The 22,092-nt window shown below is 64.6% G+C and carries 10 protein-coding genes; 8 read left to right on the top strand and 2 right to left on the bottom strand.

Going from position 1 to position 22,092, the window contains the following annotated elements; genetic code table 11:
- Window positions 1-234: 234 nt before the first annotated feature.
- A complete protein-coding gene (locus POL67_RS41665) occupies window positions 235-5,394 on the top strand; it encodes an AAA family ATPase (protein ID WP_271926635.1) in 5,160 nt (1,719 codons plus the stop codon).
- A 139-nt stretch (window positions 5,395-5,533) separates the two neighbouring features.
- Here POL67_RS41665 and htpX read toward each other — a convergent pair whose 3' ends face one another.
- Window positions 5,534-6,493 (bottom strand): protease HtpX, encoded by a 960-nt coding sequence (htpX, locus tag POL67_RS41660; RefSeq protein ID WP_271926634.1) that lies wholly within the window; start codon window positions 6,491-6,493, stop codon window positions 5,534-5,536.
- 119 nt (window positions 6,494-6,612) lie between these two features.
- Here htpX and POL67_RS41655 point away from each other — a divergent pair, with 119 nt between their 5' ends.
- Complete coding sequence (locus POL67_RS41655) at window positions 6,613-7,446, top strand: hypothetical protein (protein WP_271926633.1); 834 nt, start codon at window positions 6,613-6,615, stop codon at window positions 7,444-7,446.
- Window positions 7,446-7,778, top strand: coding sequence for a carboxypeptidase-like regulatory domain-containing protein (locus tag POL67_RS41650; protein ID WP_271926631.1), 333 nt, complete (start codon window positions 7,446-7,448; stop codon window positions 7,776-7,778). Before POL67_RS41655 ends, POL67_RS41650 begins: the two co-directional genes overlap by 1 nt.
- Window positions 7,779-7,921: 143 nt before the next feature.
- On the opposite strand, the gene POL67_RS41645 is transcribed toward POL67_RS41650, so the two are convergent.
- Window positions 7,922-9,229 carry a phosphorylase family protein gene (locus tag POL67_RS41645; RefSeq protein ID WP_271926629.1) on the bottom strand — a complete coding sequence of 436 codons (1,308 nt, stop codon included), beginning with the start codon at window positions 9,227-9,229 and terminating at the stop codon, window positions 7,922-7,924.
- A gap of 205 nt (window positions 9,230-9,434) precedes the next feature.
- Here POL67_RS41645 and POL67_RS41640 point away from each other — a divergent pair, with 205 nt between their 5' ends.
- The 5 genes from POL67_RS41640 (at window position 9,435) to POL67_RS41620 (ending at window position 22,070) form a co-directional block, all read left to right on the top strand.
- A complete protein-coding gene (locus tag POL67_RS41640) occupies window positions 9,435-13,403 on the top strand; it encodes an nSTAND1 domain-containing NTPase (protein ID WP_271926627.1) in 3,969 nt (1,322 codons plus the stop codon).
- Window positions 13,404-13,690: 287 nt separating this feature from the next.
- Complete coding sequence (locus POL67_RS41635; protein ID WP_271926626.1) at window positions 13,691-17,902, top strand: DUF6531 domain-containing protein; 4,212 nt, start codon at window positions 13,691-13,693, stop codon at window positions 17,900-17,902.
- Window positions 17,893-18,483, top strand: a complete 591-nt coding sequence (locus POL67_RS41630; RefSeq protein WP_271926624.1) for a hypothetical protein — start codon at window positions 17,893-17,895, stop codon at window positions 18,481-18,483. The genes POL67_RS41635 and POL67_RS41630 overlap by 10 nt, the downstream gene beginning before the upstream one ends.
- A 47-nt stretch (window positions 18,484-18,530) precedes the next feature.
- Complete coding sequence (locus tag POL67_RS41625; RefSeq protein WP_271926623.1) at window positions 18,531-19,970, top strand: hypothetical protein; 1,440 nt, start codon at window positions 18,531-18,533, stop codon at window positions 19,968-19,970.
- A 180-nt stretch (window positions 19,971-20,150) separates the two neighbouring features.
- Window positions 20,151-22,070, top strand: coding sequence for a DUF2169 family type VI secretion system accessory protein (locus POL67_RS41620; protein ID WP_308789575.1), 1,920 nt, complete (start codon window positions 20,151-20,153; stop codon window positions 22,068-22,070).
- The last annotated feature ends 22 nt before the right edge of the window (window positions 22,071-22,092 follow it).

Below are 22,092 nucleotides of genomic sequence, written 5' to 3'. Positions count from 1 at the left end.
CGTGCCCACAGCGCCGTGCTGAACCTGGAGGTCATCCAGCGATGGGGTCGTGCGCTTGGGCATGCACAAGATCGCGTAATTTCAGGTGGAAGTGAAGGGGTTGGCGCTCGATCGCTGTACTTCCGGCGCAGATCCACGTTCTTTGGGGCTTACCCCGGCAAGAGAACCCTTGCAGAGGCGCCCCCACCTCGGGTAGGTTCTCTCCTTAAAGCTAAGCTTCTCCGAGGAGGCAACATGGTCGCGCCGTCCGCTTTTCCCGCCTCAGCAGCCGATGCTTTCGACGGTTACACGTCCGTGGTGCCCGTCTATGAAGGCGCCGAAACGTTCGTGTATCGGGCTCGGACACACGACAGCGCGGCGCAGGTCATCCTGAAGCAGACGAAGAACGACTATCCGAGCGCGCGAGAGCTCGCCAGGCTGCGGCGCGAATTCATGATTCTGCGCGAGCTCGGGCTCGACAACACTCCCCAAGCGCTCGCGCTGGAGGAGCACGGACGCGGCCTGCGCCTCGTGATGGCGGACATCGGCCACCCCACGCTGCGCGAGGTCCTCGAGGGGGAGAAGCTCTCGATCGACACCGTCCTCGTCCTCGCGATATCGATATGCAATGCGCTCGCGGCGATCCACGAGAGGCGCGTCATCCACAAGGACATCACGCCGAGGAACATCCTGGTGGATACGTCCACCTCGAGGGTTTTTCTCATCGATTTCGGCATATCGGCGCGCATATCTCGTGAGCTCAACGCGCCGACGAGTGCGCGATCGCTGGAGGGCACGCCTCTCTATGTTTCACCGGGACAAACGGGGCGGATGAATCGCGCCGTCGACGCGCGGTCGGACCTTTATTCGCTCGGCGTGATTCTGTATGAGATGCTCGTCGGCCATGTGCCTTTCCCGGACCGCGAGGTCGAGGACGTCATTCAGGCCCATCTGACACGAAATCCGGTGCCGCCGCGCGAGATGGCTCCGTCCGTGCCTGCGCCGCTCTCGGATATTGTCATGAGGCTCCTCGCGAAGACGCCCGAGGAGAGATACCAGAGCGATGCGGGCCTCGCGTTCGACCTCAGCGAATGCCTCCGGCAGTGGAGGGAGCACGGCTCCGTAGACTCATTCCGTCTGTATACGAAGGACAGGGCGCCCGAATTGCGGCGCGCGCAACGCCTGTACGGCCGAGAGCGCGATATCGAAGCGCTCCTCCAGGCGTTCGAGCGCGCCCGCCAGCGCGGCCCGGAGCTGGTCCTCGTCTCGGGTTATTCCGGCATCGGTAAGTCGGCGCTGGTCCGCGAGATTCACAAGACCATCTCGCGGCATGGTGGGTATTTCATTTCGGGAAAATTCGATCAGCTTTCCCGCGACGTGCCGCTCGCGCCGGTCGCCCATGCGTTTCGGGAATTGATGCGCGAGATCCTGACGGAGCCACCCGCGGCGCTCGCACGATGGAAAGAGGGGCTCCTCTCCGCGCTCAAGGGCAACGGCGCGCTGCTCACCGAGCTCGTGCCGGAGCTCGCGCTCATTGTCGGCGACCTGCCCAACGTGCCGGACCTGCCGCCGGATCAGGCCAAGAACCGCTTCGAGCTGACGCTTCTCGACTTTTTGCACGTCTTCGCGAGCGCGGCGCACCCCGTCGTCCTCTTTCTCGATGATCTTCAATGGTTGGATCCGGCTTCGCGGCGGCTTTTGCATATTCTCCTGACGGACGCGTTCAGTCGGCACTTGCTGATCATCGGCGCCTACAGGGACAACGAAGTCGAGCCGGGCCATCCGCTCCTCTCGCTCGTCGCGGAGCTCGGCAAAGTCGGCTTCCGCGCCACCGAAATCCAACTCGGGCCGCTCGATCGTGAGACGTTGCACCACCTCGTCGCCGACACGCTCACGAGCCGGCCCGAGGAGGTCGAGAGCTTGGCCGAGCTGGTTTACGAGAAAACGCACGGAAATCCGTTCTTTTTGCATCAATTCCTGGTCACGCTGAACGAACGGAATCTCCTCCGCTTCGACCCATCCACATACGCGTGGTCATGGGAGGTCGACACCATCCGCGCAGCGAACGTGACGGACAACGTCGTCGATCTGCTCCTCGAAAGCATGCAGGAACTCCCGGCAGCGACGCAGCAGGTGCTCGTGCTCGCGGCGTGCATTGGTCATTCATTCGATTATGGATTGCTGGCCATCGTCGCGAACAAACCGCCGGGTGATATCCTTGCCGCGATTTGGGGAGCGATGAAGGCCGGACTCATCGTGTCTCCGGACGGCGATTACCGGTATCTCGAGGTCGGGCTCGGCGGCGCGGACGCGAGCGTCTCGGCGGCGCGGTTCGACGTCCGCTATCGATTCGTTCACGATCGGGTCCATCAAGCTGCATACCTTCTCCTCCCGCCGGAGCAGCGGGAAACGCTCCATCTTGGCATCGGGCGCCTCCTCCAGCAGCACATCAAAGGCGCGTCCGTGGACGAGCATCTCCTGGAGCTCGTTCGCCACCTCAATATCGGCGCTGCCTGCATGGAGAGTCATGCCGAGCGGGCCGACCTCGCGGCGCTCAACCTGCGAGCCGCCCAAAGAGCCAAGGCTTCCACGGCCTACCACGCGTCCGCCGAGTATGCACGCGCTGGCATCGGCCTGCTCCGCGATGGAGATTGGGACGAACGTTATGATTTGTGCCTCGAATTGTACATGCTCGCGGGGCAAGGCGCGTCTTTGGGCGGTGACGCCGAACGCGCCGAGGTCGTCTTCGCGGAGCTCGGGCGTCGGGTGAAGACCGATATCGAGCGGGCTGCGATCCAGAGGGAGCGCGTATACAGCAGGATATCCCACGGGCAATTCATGGAAGGCGTCAGGATCGGCCTCGATACGCTGGGGCTGCTCGGACACCCGCTGCGGATGGAAGAGATCACGTCGCCGCAGGTGATGATGGCGGAGCTCGCCCAGGTTACGACCAACTTGCGTGGACGCCGCATCGAGGACGTGATCGACGCGCCGGAGGTGAAAGACCCTGTGATCGGCGCGGTCCTCTCGATCCTCGACTCCATCGGCGACGGCTCGCACCACCTCGGCGCGATCCCATTTTCCATCATCAATCTCAGGGCGGTCAACATCGCCCTCGTGCACGGTCATACCGAGCTCGTCGCGCTGCCGTACAGTTGCGTAGGCTACATGCTCGCGGCGATCCGCGGGCGCGTGAACGAGGGGATGGATTTCTGCAAACTGGCGGAGGGGATCAACGCGAAGTTTCCCAGCGCCCTGCAGACCGCGAGGCTGGGCTTTGCTGCGAGCAGCTGCGCGCATATGCGAGATCCGATGCGCCAAGTGGGGGAGCGGTTCGCCGTCACGCGGCAACGCTGCTTGGAGACCGGCGAGTTTCACATGCTCGGCGTCGCCTGTTTCCTCGGGACGATGGCAAACCTTTTCGCGGGGGATCAGATCGACGATGTTCTGGACCTCGCCGAGAAGAACCTGGCAATCGCCCGGCGCACCAAGATTCAGCGCAACAACGCCGCGATGACCGCGGTTCGGCAGAGCATCGCGTGCCTCGCAGGCAAGACGCGGGACGCGACGTCGTTCAGCGACGACAACTTCGACGAGGACAAGTTTGTTCGTGACCTGCAAAGCCAGCAACCCAGCAGCACGAATGTCCACTATGGCGTGTTGAAGACGTTTGTTCTCCTCGTGCACGGAAAACACGCGGACGCCTGGGAGGCCTCGGAGATCGCCGAGCGTGCATTGATGTTCGGCGGCGGGACGATTCAACCAAAGATCCATCCGTTCTTCCGAGCGCTCCTGCTCCTCATCCTACCGCCGCCTGAGGAGCCCAAAGAGGCGGCGAGGCGCAAGGAGCTTTTTACGAGATACAGGGCGGAGATCGCCGAACTCGCGGCGTGGTCCCCGAAGAGCTTTGCGCATGTGAAGGCGCTCGTTGACGCCGAGGAGGCACGAACGCAAGGCGATGTCGCCGGCGCCATGCAGCGCTACGAAAGCGCAATCGCGCTTTGCCAAGAGAATAAGGCCCCCCACTTCGAGGCGATGGCCAACGAGCTCTTCGCCAAGTTTTTCGTGAGCATCGGCATCACCGCGGGCGCCGGCGCCTATATGCGGAATGCGTACCGGGCATACCTGCATTGGGGCGCTCCCCTCAAGGCCGCCTCGCTCGAGTCGGAGTCCTCGCACATCTGGCCCTCGCCCCGCGAGGTTACGCGTTCGAGCTCGAGCACGGGGACGACGAACACATCGGGCCTCACGGAGCTGGGCAGGACGCTCCTCAGCAAGACGGGCGCTGGGAGCCTCCGCGACGCTGCGCTCGTCGTCCGTGCAGCGCAGGAGATCGCGAGCGAGATCGACCTCGCAAAGGTCATCGATCGCCTCGCCCAGCTCGTCCTCAGCAACGCGGGTGCCGATCGTGGGGTATTGATCCTCGCGCGAGACGGGCAGTTTGCGATTGTCGCGAGGCTCGGGGAAGGGAGCAGCACCATCGACGTCGGCGAGGGTGAGCCGCTGGAGAGCGCCGCCGAGTGCGCCCATAGCGTCATCCTTTATGTGTCACGCACACAGGAGGCCGTACTGCTCGACGACAGGGAGAGCGCCGCGCGTTTTGCGAACGATCCGTATCTTCTTCACGAGAATCCACGGTCGATCTTGTGCCTGCCGCTCCTGCACCAAGGCAGGCTGAGCGGCGTGCTTTACCTGGAGAACCGCACCATCTCAGGCGTCTTTCACGAGGCGCGTGTCGAGCTCCTCACCCTGCTGTCCTCGCAGGCCGCCATCGCGATTGAAATCGCAAGTCTCATCGAGAACTCGCGCGCCGCCAATGAAGAGGTCAAGCGGGCCAATGAGCGGCTCGAGCTCGAGGTCGCGCGAAGGACAGAGGAGCTGCGGTATCTCAATCGTGACCTCACCGACGCAAACGTCCGCCTCGAAGCCGAGCTCTCCCAGCGCCGCGTCGTCGAGGAGCAGCGCGAGGCGCTTCAGGCGCAGATCATCGGGGCGCAGCGCGATAGGCTCGCGGAGCTGTCGACGCCGCTGTTGCCCATCACGCGCGAGATCGTGGTCATGCCCCTCATCGGCACCATGGATGGCGAGCGCGCCGCGCAGGTTCTCGCAGTCGCGCTCGAAGGCGCCCAGCGCCAAGGCGCGCGGATGGTCATCCTCGACGTCACGGGGATGAAAGACGTCGATACCCATGTCGCTCGAATGCTCCTCGACGTCGCGGGCGCGCTGCGGCTTCTCGGCGCAGAGACACTCATCACGGGTATCGCTCCGCGGAGCGCACAGACGCTCATTTCGCTCGACGTCGATCTACGGTCCTTCGTGACAATGAGCACGCTCCAGAGCGGAATGGAATACGCTCTCCGGCGCGTCCGCGGTTCAACGGCCGCCGCCTCTGCGCCGAGGCTCCGAGGGCGGTGACCCTACCTCGCCGCGCTCGCGATCTGGAAGCTCAGCGGAAACGACGGGCAGAGCGATATCACCCCCAGCGCCGCGCCGCCCAGCCCGCGCCCCAGCGGCCACGTGCACCCCCCGGCGGGAGAATCGTTCTGGCTAGGGTTTACATGGCGCGGGATCGCCGGACGTAGGGCTTCTGGTGCTCGTCGCGGGCGGGTCCTTCCTCGGAGAGGAGCCGGGTGATGCGGTCCTCGAGGGGCGGGTGACTCGAGAAGAGGGCAATCATGCGGCCGCCGCGGATGCCGAAGGCCTGCATGCTGCCGGGCAAGAGGCTGGGCTGGCCTTGCTGCGTGCGGAGCCTATTCAATGCGCGGGCCATGGCCTGCTTGCCGACGAGCTCGGCGCCGCCATCATCCGCGCGGAACTCGCGACGCCGGCTGAACCAGGCGACGATCAAGCTCGCGAGGATGCCAAAGACGATCTGCAGGACGATGCTGCTCACGAAGTAGGCGATGCCCGGACCTCGCTCCTCGCTGTTCTCGGAGCGGCTCAAGAGTCGGTCGATGAGGAAACCCACGACGCGGCTCAGGAAGATGACGAACGTGTTCAGCACGCCCTGCAAGAGGGTGAGCGTGACCATGTCCCCGTTGGCGACGTGCGCGGTCTCGTGACCGAGCACGGCCTCGACTTCGTTGCGCTGCATGTTCCGCAAGAGACCCGTGGAGACGGCCACGAGGGCATTGTCACGCCGCGCGCCCGTGGCGAAGGCGTTCATCTCCGGGCTGTCGTAGATGGCGACCTCGGGCATTCCAATGCCTGCGTCGCGCGCGAGCTTCTCGACGGTCTGCACCAGCCAGGCTTCCTCGGCGGTCCGGGGGACGTCGATGACATGCGCGCCGGTGCTCCATTTGGCCATGGTCTTCGACAGGAGGAGCGAAATCAGCGAGCCGCCGAAGCCGATCAGCGCGGCCGTGACGAGCAGCCCTGGCAGGCTGATCCGCACCCCTTGCTGCACGAGGAAGCGCTCGAGGCCGAAAACCTGGGCGAGGATGGCGAGCATGGCCACGACGGCCAGGTTGGTCAGTACGAACAAGGCGATCCGGCTGATGAATGTTCCTTTCATTCGCTATCTCCACAATTGGCACGAACCTGGTACAGGAAATCTGTGACGCCTCCGTCCGGGTGCAAGCGGCAAACCGGCGAAGCGCGCCAAAGCTTCCGTGAACCAACATCGGAAAAACCGTGGTGTGGCTTCCGTGGCGCGCCCATTCGTTCGGCGCTTTTGACACGGCAAGTGCCCACCTCCTGCATGCGCCGCCGGGCGGTGGCTTGCTCAATCACGCAAGCAAGATGTTTGACAACGCGAGCGCTCCCCCGATGGCCCCGGCAGGCGCTGATCTGAGCGCGTTGGCGCCCTCGCGGCGCCCTTGCACCGCCTGGCGGCGCCGCTCTTTGGCGCGTGGCCTCGCCGTTGCTTGGCGCACCTCGGGCTCTCGCCCCATTCCCCACGAGGTCGACTGCATGGAACCGCTCGTCCTTCTGCTCTATTATCTGAGTTCGTTCGCCGGCTTTGCCATGGTCATCGGCGGGATCATTCTCATCTACAAGCAAAAGATCTACATCGACGCCCGATCCAACGACATCACGTCGGTTGATACGCCCCTCGGCAAGTTCAGGACAAACGTCCCGGCGCTCGTGCTCTTTGCGCTGGGTTTCGTCCCGTTGATCTTTCCGATTGTCGAACTGCGAAACTATTGCAAGCAGACGAAGATCACCGGCAGCGTCCTGTCCAACGTGATCCCGGTCCAGGTCTATGCGGCCGTTCGGCTGGACGCCGTATCCGGCGACGGGAACTTCGACCTGAGCGTTCCGGCGCTGGTGGGCACTTACAAGATCCTCTACGTCGCGTACGGTGCTTCGGGGACCGTCGTGCTCGACGAGGTGGCGAACCTCAATCAGGCAAAAGACGGGCGGGTCATCCTGCCTCCCAAGCAGATCCAGTTGCCGGACGTGGCGCGGTACGAGGGACGCATCGAGGTGCTGCCGCCCGAGTTCGAGCGCGGAGGGAATCGGTGATGGGAAAAATTCGTGCAGCCATGGTGTCGCTGGCCCTGGTCTCGATCGCGCCGCGCGCGGAGGCGCAAGACGCCTCGCTCGCGGGGTACGTGCGCGAAGCGCCCAGCCTGCGCGCCGTCCCAGCGATGACCGTGCGGCTCCTCGCGCCTCCGGGCGCGAGGCAGCCGGAGATGCTCACGCTGACCAACGTCCAGGGGCAATTCCGTTTTTCGTCGCTCTCGCCGGGAAGCTACATGCTGGAAGTGCTGCAAGGTACGCACGTCGTGAGCCGCGAGATCGTCGAGGTCAGCGGGGAGGCGACGAAGGACGTCATCGTGCGCCGGGTACCGTGATGGTCGCAGACGACCCTGCGTGTACTCCCTTTTGCCTGCGCTGCCCTTTCAGGAAGGCGACGGAGCAGGATGCGGACGAGCTCCTGGAGATGACGTTATTTTTTCCTTCGTCGGCTCCTGGATTTCAAGATGGAGCTGCACAACTACCGCGGGACCCGAGCTGAGGCACCCGCGGGCTGAATGGGTTGAGTCCGAAGGAATGCGTGCGTGAATGCCGCGGCCGTGTGACATGCGTAGGCCGTCCACCCGGGGTCACGTTTGAACCCTACGACGTCACTGATTCCCCGAATTGCCACGGCGGGCACTTGCCGACCGGAGGCGCCGCGGTATACACCTGCCGACTCCATCTCGACGGCGAGAACCTGGCGAGCGGCCTTGCGCAGGAATGCCGCGAGGACTTGGGTGTCCTTCACGAGCCGATCACTCGACCCGATGGCTCCCGCCGTCACGAGTGGTTCCGAGCGCGACGCATGGTGCGCAATGGCTCTTTGCGCCTTCTTTTGCCAGTCCTCGTCGCCGTAGAAGAGCTCGTCGTCGAGCACGATCGCAGGACGCGACGCCATGATGGATGCCGCCGTATTCCATCCTTTGAGCTGCGCCTTGTGGGCCCGCAGGTTGGCTAGGATGGCAGCGGCGTCCTTGTGCACGGGGCCCCCCATCATCGCGTACTCGGAGGGTTTGTCCTGGAGGACCGCCTCGATGCTGAAGTCGACGATACGCGTCGAGACGACAACGTCGCCGAGCGTGAGCTCGTCGGACGGGACCGCACCCGCGATGCCGACCACGAGGAGCCACTGCGGTTCAAGCTCCTCCAGAAGGTCGCGCGCTGCATCAAGCGCTTCCGTGTTCCCTTGCTCGATGCAACGGACGACGGCGACGAGATACGAGCCTCCAGCAGGCAGTTCGAGGCGGTGGAGGTTGTAGACTCTACGCCCCTTCACATGGGTGAACGGCGGGAACCGTTCAAGCACCGCGTCGAACTCGTCCTCGCGGATGGTAAGGATGCCGAAGTCAACTTTGCCCTTGACGTCCTCGACCGAGAGGGGTTGGTGAGGGATGGCGCTCGTCCGAGGGCCTGGTTCGCCAGGCGAGGCGCTGATCTGGCCGCCGTCGAACCTTGCTGTGGCTCCGCCGCCGGCACCCGCCCGCCCCGAGGTCGGGCACCGTTCGAGCGCCTTCCGGAAGACCGTGGCTTCCTGTCGATCACCAGCACGAGCGACCGCGTTCTTGAGCCAGATCGCGAGTGGAACGCTGCCGTCTGCGAGTACGCCCGTCCCGTTCATCCCGTCGAGGTCGGTGAGGATCTGATCACCGGGGGTCGTGGCGATCGGGAGCCCAGCCACGAAGTGCCCATCGATGCCGACAAGCAAGGCGGCGCGGCTCGTGACCATCTGCGCGGTGATGACCGCCGCGTGGAGGTTCAAGATGTCATCGTGCGAAAGGATGGCCATGATGCGCCGTCGGTGAGATGGGGCGAGCAGTCTTCGACAGGTCCCGCGCCGGATCAACGGAGGGTGCGCGTTCGGGTGCGCAAATCCGAGGGGCCACAGCGGGCGCTCGCCGGGCGACCGACGCTCGGGGGAGTGACGTCGTGCCCATAGGTTGATCCCCATCGCAACCTATCGGAGACTCTTCGCCAACTCCTTCAGGCGTTCCATGACCATTCTCTCGCACGACGACATCTTGAACCTCCACGCGGCCGTCGTGTCGGGTCAGCTCGTCGCAAGCCGCCAGGCACTGCTCGTCGGCATCGACGCCAACTTTGTCGCCGCGCTCCCAACCGCACCGACTCCCAGCGACCAGATCCTGACGGACCTGAACGCGATGAACGAGACCGCCGCGCTCGGAGACGGGTCTGTCCCGCTCGAGCGTTGGCTCAAAAACGCCGCGGCACGTGCAGCGGGGCGCGAGGAAGCAGACGTCTTCAAGCGCGCCCTCGAGCGCTGCGGCATGACACCGACCTCGGGGCAAGCGGAACCGCACGGCCCTTTTCCCGGCCTCGAGTTTTTCGACGAGGAGCGCGCGGCCGACTTTTTCGGGCGCGAGGCGGAGGTGACGGAGGCGCTCGCCCAGCTCCACGAATCGCGCCCGCCTCGTCGGTGGCTTCAGATTGACGGACCCAGCGGCGTCGGCAAGTCGTCCTTCGCGCATGCCGGGATCGTGCCCGCGGTGCGCCGGGGCGTGTTCGATGGCGGTACCGCCGGGTGGATCGTGGCTGGGATGCGGCCGGGTTACGATCCGATCGCGAACCTCGCAGAAGCTCTCCTGAAGCACTCGAAGCCGTCGTTCGACCTTCCGCCCCATCTCGACCTCGAAGCGATGACAGCCAAGCTCGGGGCTTCGCCGAGTGCCCTTCGGAGTTTTTTGCGCGAGTACGCGCCGGCCCGTCATGGCGTGTTGCTCCTCGTCGACCAGCTCGAAGAAACCTTTACGCTCGCCCGGCCCGACGAGGCTGTGGTGAAGCAGTTCGACGCATTGCTCGCCGCTGCGCTCGAGGATCGTGAAGGGCCCATGATGCTCGTGACCACCCTCCGCAGCGATTTCGCTGCGCGCATGGGCGAACTCCCAGCGCTCGAAAGCAAGCTCCCCGCAGAGGCCATTCGCTACCACCTCCATCCGATGGACGATGAGGCGCTGCGTGCGGCCATCGAGAAGCCCGCGAAGCGTGCCGACCTTGCATACGAGGAAGGGCTCGTTGCGCGCATCGTCGAGGACGCGCGGTCGCCGGGGGCATTGCCGCTGGTGGCGCATGTGCTCGAAGCGCTCTACGCACGTCGTGAAGGCCGAAGGATGACGCTGCGCGCGTACGAACAGGTCGGCCGCGTGGGCGGCGCGCTCGCTCGCAGTGCGGACAGCATCTTGGGATGTCTGGACGCTGAAGACCGAGAGCGAGCGCAAAAGCTCCTCCTGCGCCTCGTGAGGACGGGGCGCGGCAGTGAGGACACGCGACAGACGGCGCGACGAAAAGACGCCATCGACGTGGCAGGTGGCGAAAAGGACGCGGGTCGGGTGCTTGCGCGATTGTCGGGCGGTCGTGCGGTGGGAATCGCTGGCATGACCGGTACGCCCGCGCGCATCATCATGGCGAGCGGCGACAAAGGCCATGAGCGCCTGGATCTCGTTCATGAGGCGTTGATCCAGAGGTGGGAGACGTTTCAGGGGTGGATCCACAAGGCGCGACCGGCCCTGGAGCTACGCGACGACGTGGAAGAGGCCGCGCGAATCTGGTCGGCGTCTGGTTCCCACGAAGATGGGCTCCCCAAGGGCACGATGCTCGAGCGATTTCGCGGGGTGGAACGAGACCTCCTGGGAGGCCAAGCAAGGATCTATCTCAAGAAGGCAGAAGATTCGGAAGAGCGGTCCAAGCTCGAAAAGAAGCAGATGGAGGCCAGGGCCCACCAGCGGACCCGGCGGCTCAACGCCGTGCTCTTCGGGTTCGTGCTGGTGCTGATCGTGATCGTGGTGTGGGCGCGAAGGCAGGAGCGGCTCGCAACACGAGCGCGTCATGATGCGGACTATCGCAAGCTTGCAGCAATGTCGGAGCTAGCCGGCGCGAGAAACGAGTCGCGGATTCAGCTCCTGCTTGCCGTCGAAGCGGCGAAGATCGCCAAGAATGCCCAGGTGTCCGAGCCAGCCCCCGTCCTTCAAGCTCTCATCGCCGGGGTGACCTCGGTCCCCGAGAACGAGACGCTCCAGGACATAGCTTGGTGGGGGGGGTGGTCGTACATGTGGATCAAGACAAGTGCGGATTTTCGATACTTGGCAGCTATCAATAGAGAAAAGTTGTTTCTGTCACGCATGGGGGAAAGCAGGAGCTCCACTGTTTTCAGGGTGAATGCTGAGGGGGATCTTTCGTTCCACATGAAACGAAACCGTGTCCTCTTCGGTGTCGATCATAGAAAAGTGCTTCTCGATGCGGAGGGCATTCTTCGTCCGGTGCGACTGCCCGATCATCCAAGCTCCCCGCTCTTGTTTGATGTCAGCCCGGATGGTTCGCTTGTCGCGATTGGCTGGGAAGATGGTACGTCGTGGTTATGGGCCACGGAACGGACGCCTGCACCGACGACGTTGCTCGGTGATGGTACGAGCCTGAGCGCGATTGCATTTCATCCCGCCGGGCGAATCCTTGCTACGGGCAACGCGGCCGGGGTGGTCACGTTGCGGCAAGTCGATGATCCCGATGACTCGACCGTATTGTATGCGCACCGCGGGGCAGTTATGGCGATATCCTTCAGCTCCGATGGGCGGCTGATGGCTACAGCTTCTCACGACGGGACCACGCGCATCTGGAGTGTTCAAGACGGTTCCGAGTTGATGACGTTGGAAGGCCCTCAGGGTCGCGTCAAATGCGCCGTCTTCAGCGCAGACAGTCGCCGCCTGATGACATGCTCAGCCGATGCGGTTGTCCGGATCTGGGACCTTGTCCATCCCAACGAGCCGGTCCTTCTCCGAGGGCACGAGTCGACCGTAGAGGATGCTGGGTTCAGCCCTGACGGAGAGCGTGTGCTCACGCGGTCTTTCGACGGGACGGTGCGCCTCTGGCAGGTCGACGGTCGTTCTGCCCCCATCGTTCTCCGCGGCCACGATTCGGAAGTCGTCGCCATGCGCTTCTCTGAGCAGGGCGACCGGATCACGACGGTTGCTGCCGATGGGACTGTGCGCTCATGGCGACCCGACGGCAAGCTCGAGCCATTCGTGCTTCACGGGGCACCCGCGAGGACGACCGATCCATCCTTTGATCCTGAGGGAAAGCGCGTCCTCGTGATCTCCGCCGATGACACAGCCCTCGTCTGGCACCTCGACAAGCCGAAGGAACCCACCGTGCTCAGGGGGCACCATGGCATGCTGTGGAGCGCCAGATTCGACCCCATGGGCGAGGACATCGTGACCGCGTCCGACGACGGCACTGCGCGCGTCTGGAAACCGGGCCATCTGGATGCGCCGCTTGTGCTCGCCGGCCATCGGGGACCGGTGCATTCGGCCACCTTCAGTCCGGACCGAACACGTGTGATCACAGCCTCCGAGGATGGTACGGCCCGCATCTGGAACACCGATGGTTCAGGAACACCGCTCGTGATCAATGGAGACGGAGCTCCGCTCGACTGCGCTCGCTTCGACGGAAATGATCGTGTGCGAATAACAGATTCCAGGAGGTATTACTACTCCTGGCTTTGGCGACTCGACGCCGACGGGCAATCGAGGTTCTTGGGGGAAGAAAAGAAAAGCGCTTGCGAATCCAATACCTGGAGTGAGAAGGCCCGCATTTTTGTCGATGTCCAAGCGCCTTACGTAAACGCCAGGTTCCGGGAAACGGAGCGATTTCGCATTGGAGGCAATGCAAGCACAGTCACGGCCGCCGGTATCAGCAAGGACGGTGAGAAGGTTGTGGCGACTTCGCAAGATGGGGCCGTGTACATCTGGAGCATCGGTCTCGATCGCCTCGTTGAGATGGCTTGTGCACGCGCTGGTACAAATTTTTCGCCCTCCACGTGGCGCCGCTTCTTCGATGACGTGCCCTACCGCGAGACATGCGAGCAATGGCCCAGCTCCCCTGGCCGTGGGCAGGCGGAGGGATTGCCCGAGCCGTCTTGTCTATTTTCAGAATTGGCGTGCGCTCCGCGTTGAGCCCGACGCCCGGGACCGCCGGCCACGGCGGAGCACGAAGGCCCGTTGATTCTGCTCGGCGCGCGTAGGATCGAGGCCAGGATGCGTGAGGATGGCAAAATCGTGTAAGCAGGTTCTGTGCCAACGCTCTTGCCCCGCCCCCGGTCGCGGCCCCCGAATCGCTCGCACGATTCATCTTGTGACCTGCGACGAACGTCGGATACCCTACACCGAGTCCGTGGGGCTTGCGATGAAGCGGAAGTTCGAAGTGGGGCAGGCCAAGCACTTCACAACAAGCGAGGCGACGCGTGCTTGCGAGTAGCTTTTTGGATCCGGTGCTGGGCATCGACGTGCACTGGGAGCTCGTGCCCATGCCGGCGCCCACCCCCGTACCGATTCCCAATCCATTCACCGGGATCGTCTTCGATCCGATCGGGCTCGCGGCCGGTCTCGCGATCGGCGCCGCGTTCGCGCTCGCGGTCGGAGCACCCGTGCAGGGCCCCGTCCTTTACTGGGGGTTCTTCCCGGCGACAAACACCGGCACGGAAGCCATCCACATTCCGGGACACATCCTGTTCCCGCCGGGCGTGTTCTGGGCACCCTTCCCGAGAACGCCGAAGCCGGTCATTCGCCCCGGCGACACGCTGAAGCCGCCCAAGCCGATCACGCCCGACAACGACGCTGTTGCGATTTTCGGCTCCAAGACGGTATCGGTGATGGGCAGCAATGCCGTGCGATTCGGCGACATCCTTCTGAGCTGCTCCGAGCCCATTCGACTGCCGTCGTCCGTCGTCCTGGCGGTGCCCAAAGGCCGGCCGATCCTCATCGGGGGGCCGATGTCGCTGGACATCATGGCTGCCGTCATGGCCTCGCTGCGAACACGGTTCATGTCTGATTCGCTTCACGCACTGGTGTCGCGACTCTCCCCTGGCCGGTTCCGCAACTTCCTTCACCGTGCCGTATGTTTCTTCACGGGGCACCCGGTCGACGTCGCGTCGGGCAAGGTGATCTCGGAGCATGTGGACTTCGCGCTGTCGAGCCCATTGCCGCTACAGATAGACCGCGTCTACTCGTCGGCGTGGGCCGATCGAGCGGGTCGAATGGGCAACGGTTGGAGCATCTCGCTGGACCAGGCGGTGTGGCGCGAACGCGGCAAGGTGGTGTTGCGCAGCGAGGATGGGCGCGAGATCGAGTTCGACAGCTTCGACATGCCCCGTCATCGCATCGAATCGGGTCAGTCGATCTTCAACCCCGTCGAAGGGCTCACGCTCCGCTGCCTCCCCAACGACGCCTGGGAAATCGAAGCGAAGGATGGCGTCGTTCGGGAGTTCGCGCCGATCGCTGGCGATGAGGGTGAACCGGGGGCGCTCGGTCCGACAGCTCGCATCGTCGCGATGCGCGATCGCACGCGTCATCATCGAAACGTGTTTTCGTATGACGCGCGAGGCTGCCTCGAATGGGTTCGAGATGCATTGGGCCGTTACATTCGCATCGAGCACGATGCCGCCAGGCGGATCACGGCGCTCGTGCTTCAGAGTCCCCAGGGCGACCTCTGGACGACACACCGCAGATACCGCTACGACGAGGCAGGTGATCTCGTCGAGGTGGAAGACGCCACCGGCGCTCGTTGGCGATTCGAGTATTGCACGCATCTGCTCACGCGCGAGACCGACCGGACCGGGTTTAGCTGGTACTTCGTCTGGGATGGATTCGGCGCCGATGCCTGGTGCACCCGCACGTGGGGAGACGGCGGCGTCTTCGACCACAAGATCGCCTATGACAAAAAGCAACACATCACGTTCGTCACTGATTCGCTCGGCAATACGACCGAATACCGGATGAACGCCGCAGGGCTCGTCACGAAGATTCGAGAGCCGCTGGGGGGCGCGACCGAGTTCGCCTACGATCCCGTCACGATGCGGCGGACTCGCAAGGTCGACGCCGCCGGACGCGTGACGGCGATGGAGTACGACGCGCGCGGCAACATGACCAAGCTCGTCCGGCCAGACGGGGCGGAGCTCGAGTTCACGTACGATTCGAGAGATCTCCTCGTTCAGGGCAAGGATCCGATTGGTGGTGTATGGCGGTGGCGGTACGACGAGCAGGGGCAGCAGCTCGCGACGAGTGATCCCCTGGGTCAGGTGACAACGTTCGGCTGGGCGAATGGCCTGCCGGCGTGGGTGCGGAGCCCCGGCAGGCGCGTCGTCGAGTTCGAGCACGACGCGCAAGGACAGCTGCGCGTCGTGAAGGACGGCAGCGGTTTCGAGAAACACCTGTCGTGGGATCAACAGGGTCGCCAGACGCGGATCCACGAGGTCGGCGGCGCAACGCTCTCGCTGCGTCATGACCAGGAGGGTCGGCTGATCGAGCTTTCGCGCCCCTCGGGGGAGCGGCAGCGAAGGATCTACGATGCCGAGGGGAACGTCGTCGCCATCGAGGACGGCCGCCGCTCCGTGCGTCTGCACTATGGTGCGGCGCATCGCGTGATTGCATGCGAGGAGGAGGGTGAGCTCCGACGCTTCGAATACGATACGGAAGGTCGGCTCCGTGCGCATGTGGATGCGGCCGGACGACGGACCGCGTTCGACCGTGATCCGGCGGGACGCGTGGTTCGCGAGCGCAAGCCCGATGGGGGCGTGAAGTCGTACAAGCACGATGTCTCGGGCCGAATCGTCGGCGTGCAGAGCCCCGCGCAGCGCACCACCTCCATCGAATACGACAAGGTCGGCCGGGTGACGCGGATGCAGCACTCGGACGGCACGTTCACGACCTTGAGCTGGCGGGCGGACGGCGGCCTGCTGGAGGCGGTCAATGAATCGAGCGCGCTGAGGTTCGAACTCGACGCGCTCGGCCGCACGCTCCGCGAGATCAGCGGTGACGGCTGGGTGCAGTCGCAATACGGTCCAGATAGCATGCGGACGAGCGTACAGAGCTCGTACGGCCTGCTGCAGGAGGTCGAGCGCGATCGCAGGGGATCGGTCCGTCGGATGATGCTCGGGATGCGCCCGTGGTCTGACGCGTCGGCCATCGAGATCGAGCGTGACGCGGCCGGCCACGAAATCGTGCGGCGCATGCCTGGCAACATCGGGCTGACATGGCAACGTGACGACCGTGGCCGCGCGTGCCGCAGGCACACGGTCGCGGCCGTACCCGCGGCCGAGCACGACGCGAGCGGCAGGGTGCAGGTGCTCGAGGAACGCCGGTGGCACTGGCAGGGCGACGACCGCCTCGTCACGCTCGAAGACGTGCGCCGAGGCGCGGCCACGCACTACGATTACGACGGTCGCGGGCGCGTCGTACGAGAGCGCCGCGGCGAGCGGAGCATCGAACGGGCTCACGACGCGCAGGGGAACGTGTACCGCCAAGCCGATCGGCGGGACCGGGAATATGCGGCCGATGGACAGCTCACCCGGACCTCGCAGTCGAGCTACGACCATGACGCCAATGGTCAGCGGATCCGCAGGGTCGACGCAGGCGGGGCGACGTGGAGCTTCGCCTATGACGAACGCGGCATGTTGCGCGCGATCGACAAGCCCGATGGACAGCGCATCGAGTACCAGTACGACGCCCTGGGTCGCCGCACCCGAAAGGTGCGAATCGGCGAGGATCGGCGCGTGGACGAGGAGGTCCGGTATCTCTGGGACGGGCGTCGCATGGTGCACGAGAGCCGCGGCGCCGACGACCTCACATCGTGGTACTGGAGCCCGCACGATACCGCGCCTGTCGCGAAGCGGCGCGGCGACCGGCTTTGGTCGATCGCGGCCGATCACATGGGCAATCCCACGGAGATGTACGACGAGCACGGTCGACTCACCTGGCAGGCCCAGCTCGATATTTATGGGCAGGTTGATCTCCGCGTGGGGACGGCAGACGATTGTCCGTGGCGCTGGCCGGGGCAATACGAGGACACGGACGCCGAGCTGTGCTATAATGGTTTCCGCTACTACGACGCGTTCACCGGCAACTACACGCGGCGCGATCCACTGGGCCTGGCCGGGAACACGAATCCGTACGGCTATCCCGCGAATCCGTGGGCGTACAGCGATCCCCTCGGACTCGAGACGCTTGATTGGATGGCCTTCATGGAGCGGGCGGATGCCTGGAACCTGGGCGAAGGTGTCGACAATCCGATGAGCGATACTTTCAAGAACCAGGCGTTCAATTTGTATAACAAGATGCTCAAGAGCAGCGATATCCCGATCATCGGCGAGTTCGGCGACGTCGACACATTCCTGAAGAAGAACGGCCCAGGGTTCGCGAAGCTGTCCTTGCCGATGCCGCCCGCCACCGGCTTCCACTGGAACACCTTCGTGAATGACATGTGGTTACAGGCCTTCATAGACAACAATGCCGTGGTTCGGCTCGCCAGCGAGCCCACCGAAGAGCTGCTCAGCAGCAAGATGTACGGTAGGTCGGTGTTCGGGCGCGAGATGGATCAGCTCATCGCAGCGGGGTATAAGCTGGTCGGTAAGCTCGGCGATAAGAAGGATCCACTGCGAATGGAGCCACCATGTCGATGAAAGGGGAGACGACGGAAAAGCTCGATCTGGACGAGCTATTCGCGCGCTGGAGCGACCAGATGGCTGTGCTCGACGCAGCGCTCGTGATTCCGAAAATCGAGCCGCTGGTGCCCGGGACGGCGCCGGGCCGGCCGGTCAGCGAGGAGTGGAAGGCGGAGATGCGTAAGCGGACCGACTTGCTGCATCCTCTCGCGCGCGAGATGGCGGAGGTCTACCTGCATCGCCTCGACGATGCAGGACGCCGGCGCGCACAAGCGCTGTTGGCAGCGCATCGCAGAGTCGTTTGGCAGTTCGATGGCGTCATCGACGACTACCTCGAGCGCTTCCTCCAGTCCCTGGATCAGGCGGATCTCGACATCGCGCTCGCGCTCACGGCGATCTACGACGCGCCCGCGGGCGGCCGCGACTTCCACCGGGTCATTTATCCGCGGTACTTGGAGATGCAAAGGCGAGGTATTGATGCGAGGGCGCTGTTCGAGGCCGCGCTCCCGCTCACGACACGACACGACGATCCCGACTTCGGTGCTCACGGGCTGTTCCTCCGTCTGGGTCGAAGGTTGGACGATGACACCGAATCGTAATGTGCTGTCCGGGATTGGGTCCATCCGGACCGCGACATGGAGCTGACATGCAGGCCATTTCCAGCGCGCTGAACCATCTCCTCGAGGATGGCAGCTGGTTTGTTCGTGCGAAGGAGATAGAGCTTCTGGTCGTCCGAGCCAGCGCGGATCTGCGCAAACCGGCGCTCAAGATCCTTGCGGGGCTGGAGTTTCATCACGACAACCGCAGTGCGTGGGTCGTCCTCGACGATGCATACACCCGCGCAGATTCGGGCTGGAAGGTACGCGCGCATCGATTGCTCGCGCATTGGGAGGATCGTCGCGCCGCCTTCCTGAAGAACGAGGGCATCGAGATGCCCAGCGCGCACGCGCCCTCGCTGGCGGGGCAGGCGGGTCTGCTCGCGCACCTGGAAGCCGGCCCTCGGACGGCTCGCGTGGCACTTTTTCGAGGCGCGGCGGGGGCCGTCGTGACAGCGCTGCGCCCGCCGCTGGAAGGCCTGGTGCTCGTAATCGCGCCGACGATCGTGGAGGAGGTGGACGCGCTAGGGAATGAGCTCGAGCTGCTTATCAAAGAGCCTGCGATGAGGTCGTGTCGCTGGGTCCTGCTCGTCGACGCGGCGGAGCCACGGCCCGCGCTGCTCGATCGGCTTGGCGAGAAGCATTCGCTCCAATGCGACTGCGTCCCGGATCCCAAGCAGCACGACAAGGACCTGCAGATGCTCGTATACCCGCCGAATGCCTCGTTCGCAGGCGCGGCACCTCGTGGCGTAAAGCCGCCCAGGCGCGTCGATGATCCTCCGCCGGTCGATCCGGCGGTCGTGGAACAGACGCTCAAGGAGGCTGGCCTCTCCTCCGACTATCTGGCGAAGGCGCCCGATCTGCAGCGTCTGGTGCTCGGCGCTGCGCTTGCGATGAAGGAAGGGAAAGGCGTGGACGCCATACGTATGCAGCGTGAAGCGCGTGATCTCGCCGCGTCGTTGGGCCTCGCGGAGGTGACGGTCATCTGTCAGGTGTCGCTCGCCAGCTACCTCTCGGGGCTCAACCAGCGAGATCCCGCTTTGACGGAGCTGCGCTCCGCGGTCGATCTCGCGACACGGCACAACCTCGGTCTGCAGGAAGCGCAAGCGCGGCTTGCGCTCGCGCTCCTCCTGTCGCTGCAGCAGCGCTTGCCCGAGGCCGCGGGCGAGTATGCAGCGTGCGCGACGCGCGCCGAGAAGGCGAACGTGCCGCTGATCGCGATCGAGGCGTGGAGGCTGGCGGCGCAGCTCGCATTGCAGGTGAAGGCGGAGCAGCAGGCCATTTCGTGCTTCTCCGAGGCGATCCGCGTCGCGGTGGGTTCGGAAAGGGAGATGGTCAAAGTCTCGAGCGCACCGGAGGCGGCGCGCCGCCTCGCGGCGCTCTGCCGAGAACGCGGGCTGATCGCGCAGGCGGAATCGTTGTACACGCAGGCGGACGCCATGGAGCGAGCGGAGGTCGGCGTGGACGCAGCCGCACAGGCTGAGGAGTGAGGCGATACGGGAGACCCCTGGCTGCGCTGCGCACGACCTAAGCCCGCCGTCGAGCGATCGGCGCACGGAGGGCGCAGCTTGCCATGGGTGTCTCTCTATCGCGGAATGCTCGTGCAGTAGCGCCCAGGCCTCAGGAAGCTCCGTACGACGGCGTCCACGCCCGCCTTGGACCGTGGTACAATGCTTCGCGTCATGGATGTCCTCTCCTACTGCCCGCTTCGCGTCGCTGCGCTTTCTTGGCAACCTCGTCCGGGTTCCCATGCGTTGACCGTGGTCTGCAAAGCGACGTTCGAGCTCGGGCCCGGCGAGTCGCCGCTCGCGAAAACGCAAGACGAGCCAGCTCAGGCGGATGTCCACTGGAATGACGATCCTCGGCGAAGCCTGCGGGTCGCGAGTGATCTCGTTCCGTTCAAGCGGCGTGCCGAGGTGCTCGTGCTCGGGCACGCCTTCGCGCCGACGGCGGCGCCCGTGACCTCGGTCGTTGCGCGAATCGCCGTCGGCTCGATCGATAAAGCCATCGAAGTGCACGCGGATCGCGCCTTTACGATGGACGGACGCATCGTCGTCGGAGAGCCATTTTTGAAAGCGCCGCTCGTATGGGAGCGAGCCGCCGGGGGCGCGAACAACCCTTCCGGCATAGCCCCGAACGCGCCGCCGGACGCGCGCGGGTTCAGGCCGGCTCCGAGCCTCGTGCCCCGAGGTTTCACGGTGCGAGCTCCGGCGGATTCGGTTCCGTCCATCGGTTTCGGTCCTCTCGCGCCCGCGTGGTATCCGCGTGCGTCGCTGCTCGGGCGTCATGCGAGCACCTGGGATCCGCGGACCTGGAATACGCGACCCTTGTTCGATGACTTCGACGGCGCGTACTTCAATGCCGCGCCGGTGGATCAACAGCTCGCCGAGATTCGAGGCGACGAGACGGTCGTGCTCGAGCACCTGCATTCGAGCCACCCGCGGCTCACGACGAAGCTCGCGAAGGTGCAACCGAAGGTCACCGTGATGCGTGAATCGGGAGGGGCACAAGAGATCCGGCTCCGCGCGGATACTTTGTGCATCGATACCGATCGATCCCTGGCGACGCTCGTTTGGCGCGGCGTGGTGCTTCTCGAGAAGCCCGACGAAGCCGGAACCGTGATGGTGATGATAGTGGGCTCGGAGGCGAGCGCGGATATCGAAAGCACCCTGACGGTGGCGCCGACGACCACGAAAATCGCGAATGTGCCTACGCGTCCGGCCCTGCCGTTCATGCCCGCCGCGGGGCCGCCAAACCCGGCGATCTTCGAAATGGGGGGGCATGAGACCTCTCGGCGCGAACATGACGAGGAGGTCGGCACGGGGACGATTGGGCCTTGGACGAAGAACCCGGCCCCGGTGCTTCCATTTCAATCAGGCGCGGCGCCGCCGGTCGTTTCCCCGCCGGCGCCCATGGCGGTCGATCCCATCCCTTTCGACGAACTGCCGCCGACGACGCAAAAGAGCCTGAAGGTCGCCGTCGATCGTCCCCTCGAAGCGCCGCGCCCCGCGGCCATCGCGCCCCCCGCGATGATCGGACCCTTGGCAACGCCAGCGATGCCCGAGGCGCTCGCGAAAGCGCCTCCGCCCAAGGCAGAACAAGCGAACGCGCCCAAAGCGGCAGAAGAGCCGAAGAGACCCGCGCCGCCTCCCGCAGCGGAAGAGCGGCCGGCCGATTTGACGATCGAAAAGACCGCGGCGATCGCGGCCGAGATCGCCGAGGGGAAAACCGAGCGTGTGAAGATCCTCGATGCGCATGGCTTGAAGGAGGGCGCGTGGAAAGCGAATGAGCTGCGCTGGAACAAGGCGCTCGAGGAGGAGCCGCAAAAAGGAAAGAACGCGCTCCGGGGCGCGTATGATGGGGCGTATGTCGCGCAGGTGGAGAAGTTTCGAGGCCCGATCGCCGTTGGGGAGTACGCTCGAATCTCCGTGGCCTTGGAGCGAGGAGGCGCAAATGAAGCGCTCGACGCCCTGAAGATCCAGCGGCCAGCGCTGATGCCCATCGTGCGCATGTGGGCGAAGCGTGTGGCGAAGGATATGAAGCTCGGGGAAGAGGCCAGGAAGGCGGTGCGGGACGCGAGGCGCGCGTAGGGCCCGGCTTCAGAAGCGGTTG

This window comes from Polyangium mundeleinium (assembly GCF_028369105.1).
Taxonomy (GTDB): Bacteria; Myxococcota_A; Polyangia; order Polyangiales; family Polyangiaceae; genus Polyangium; species Polyangium mundeleinium.
The sequence above is the reverse complement of the archived record's forward strand: the minus strand, read 5'-3'. Positions and strand labels throughout refer to the sequence as shown.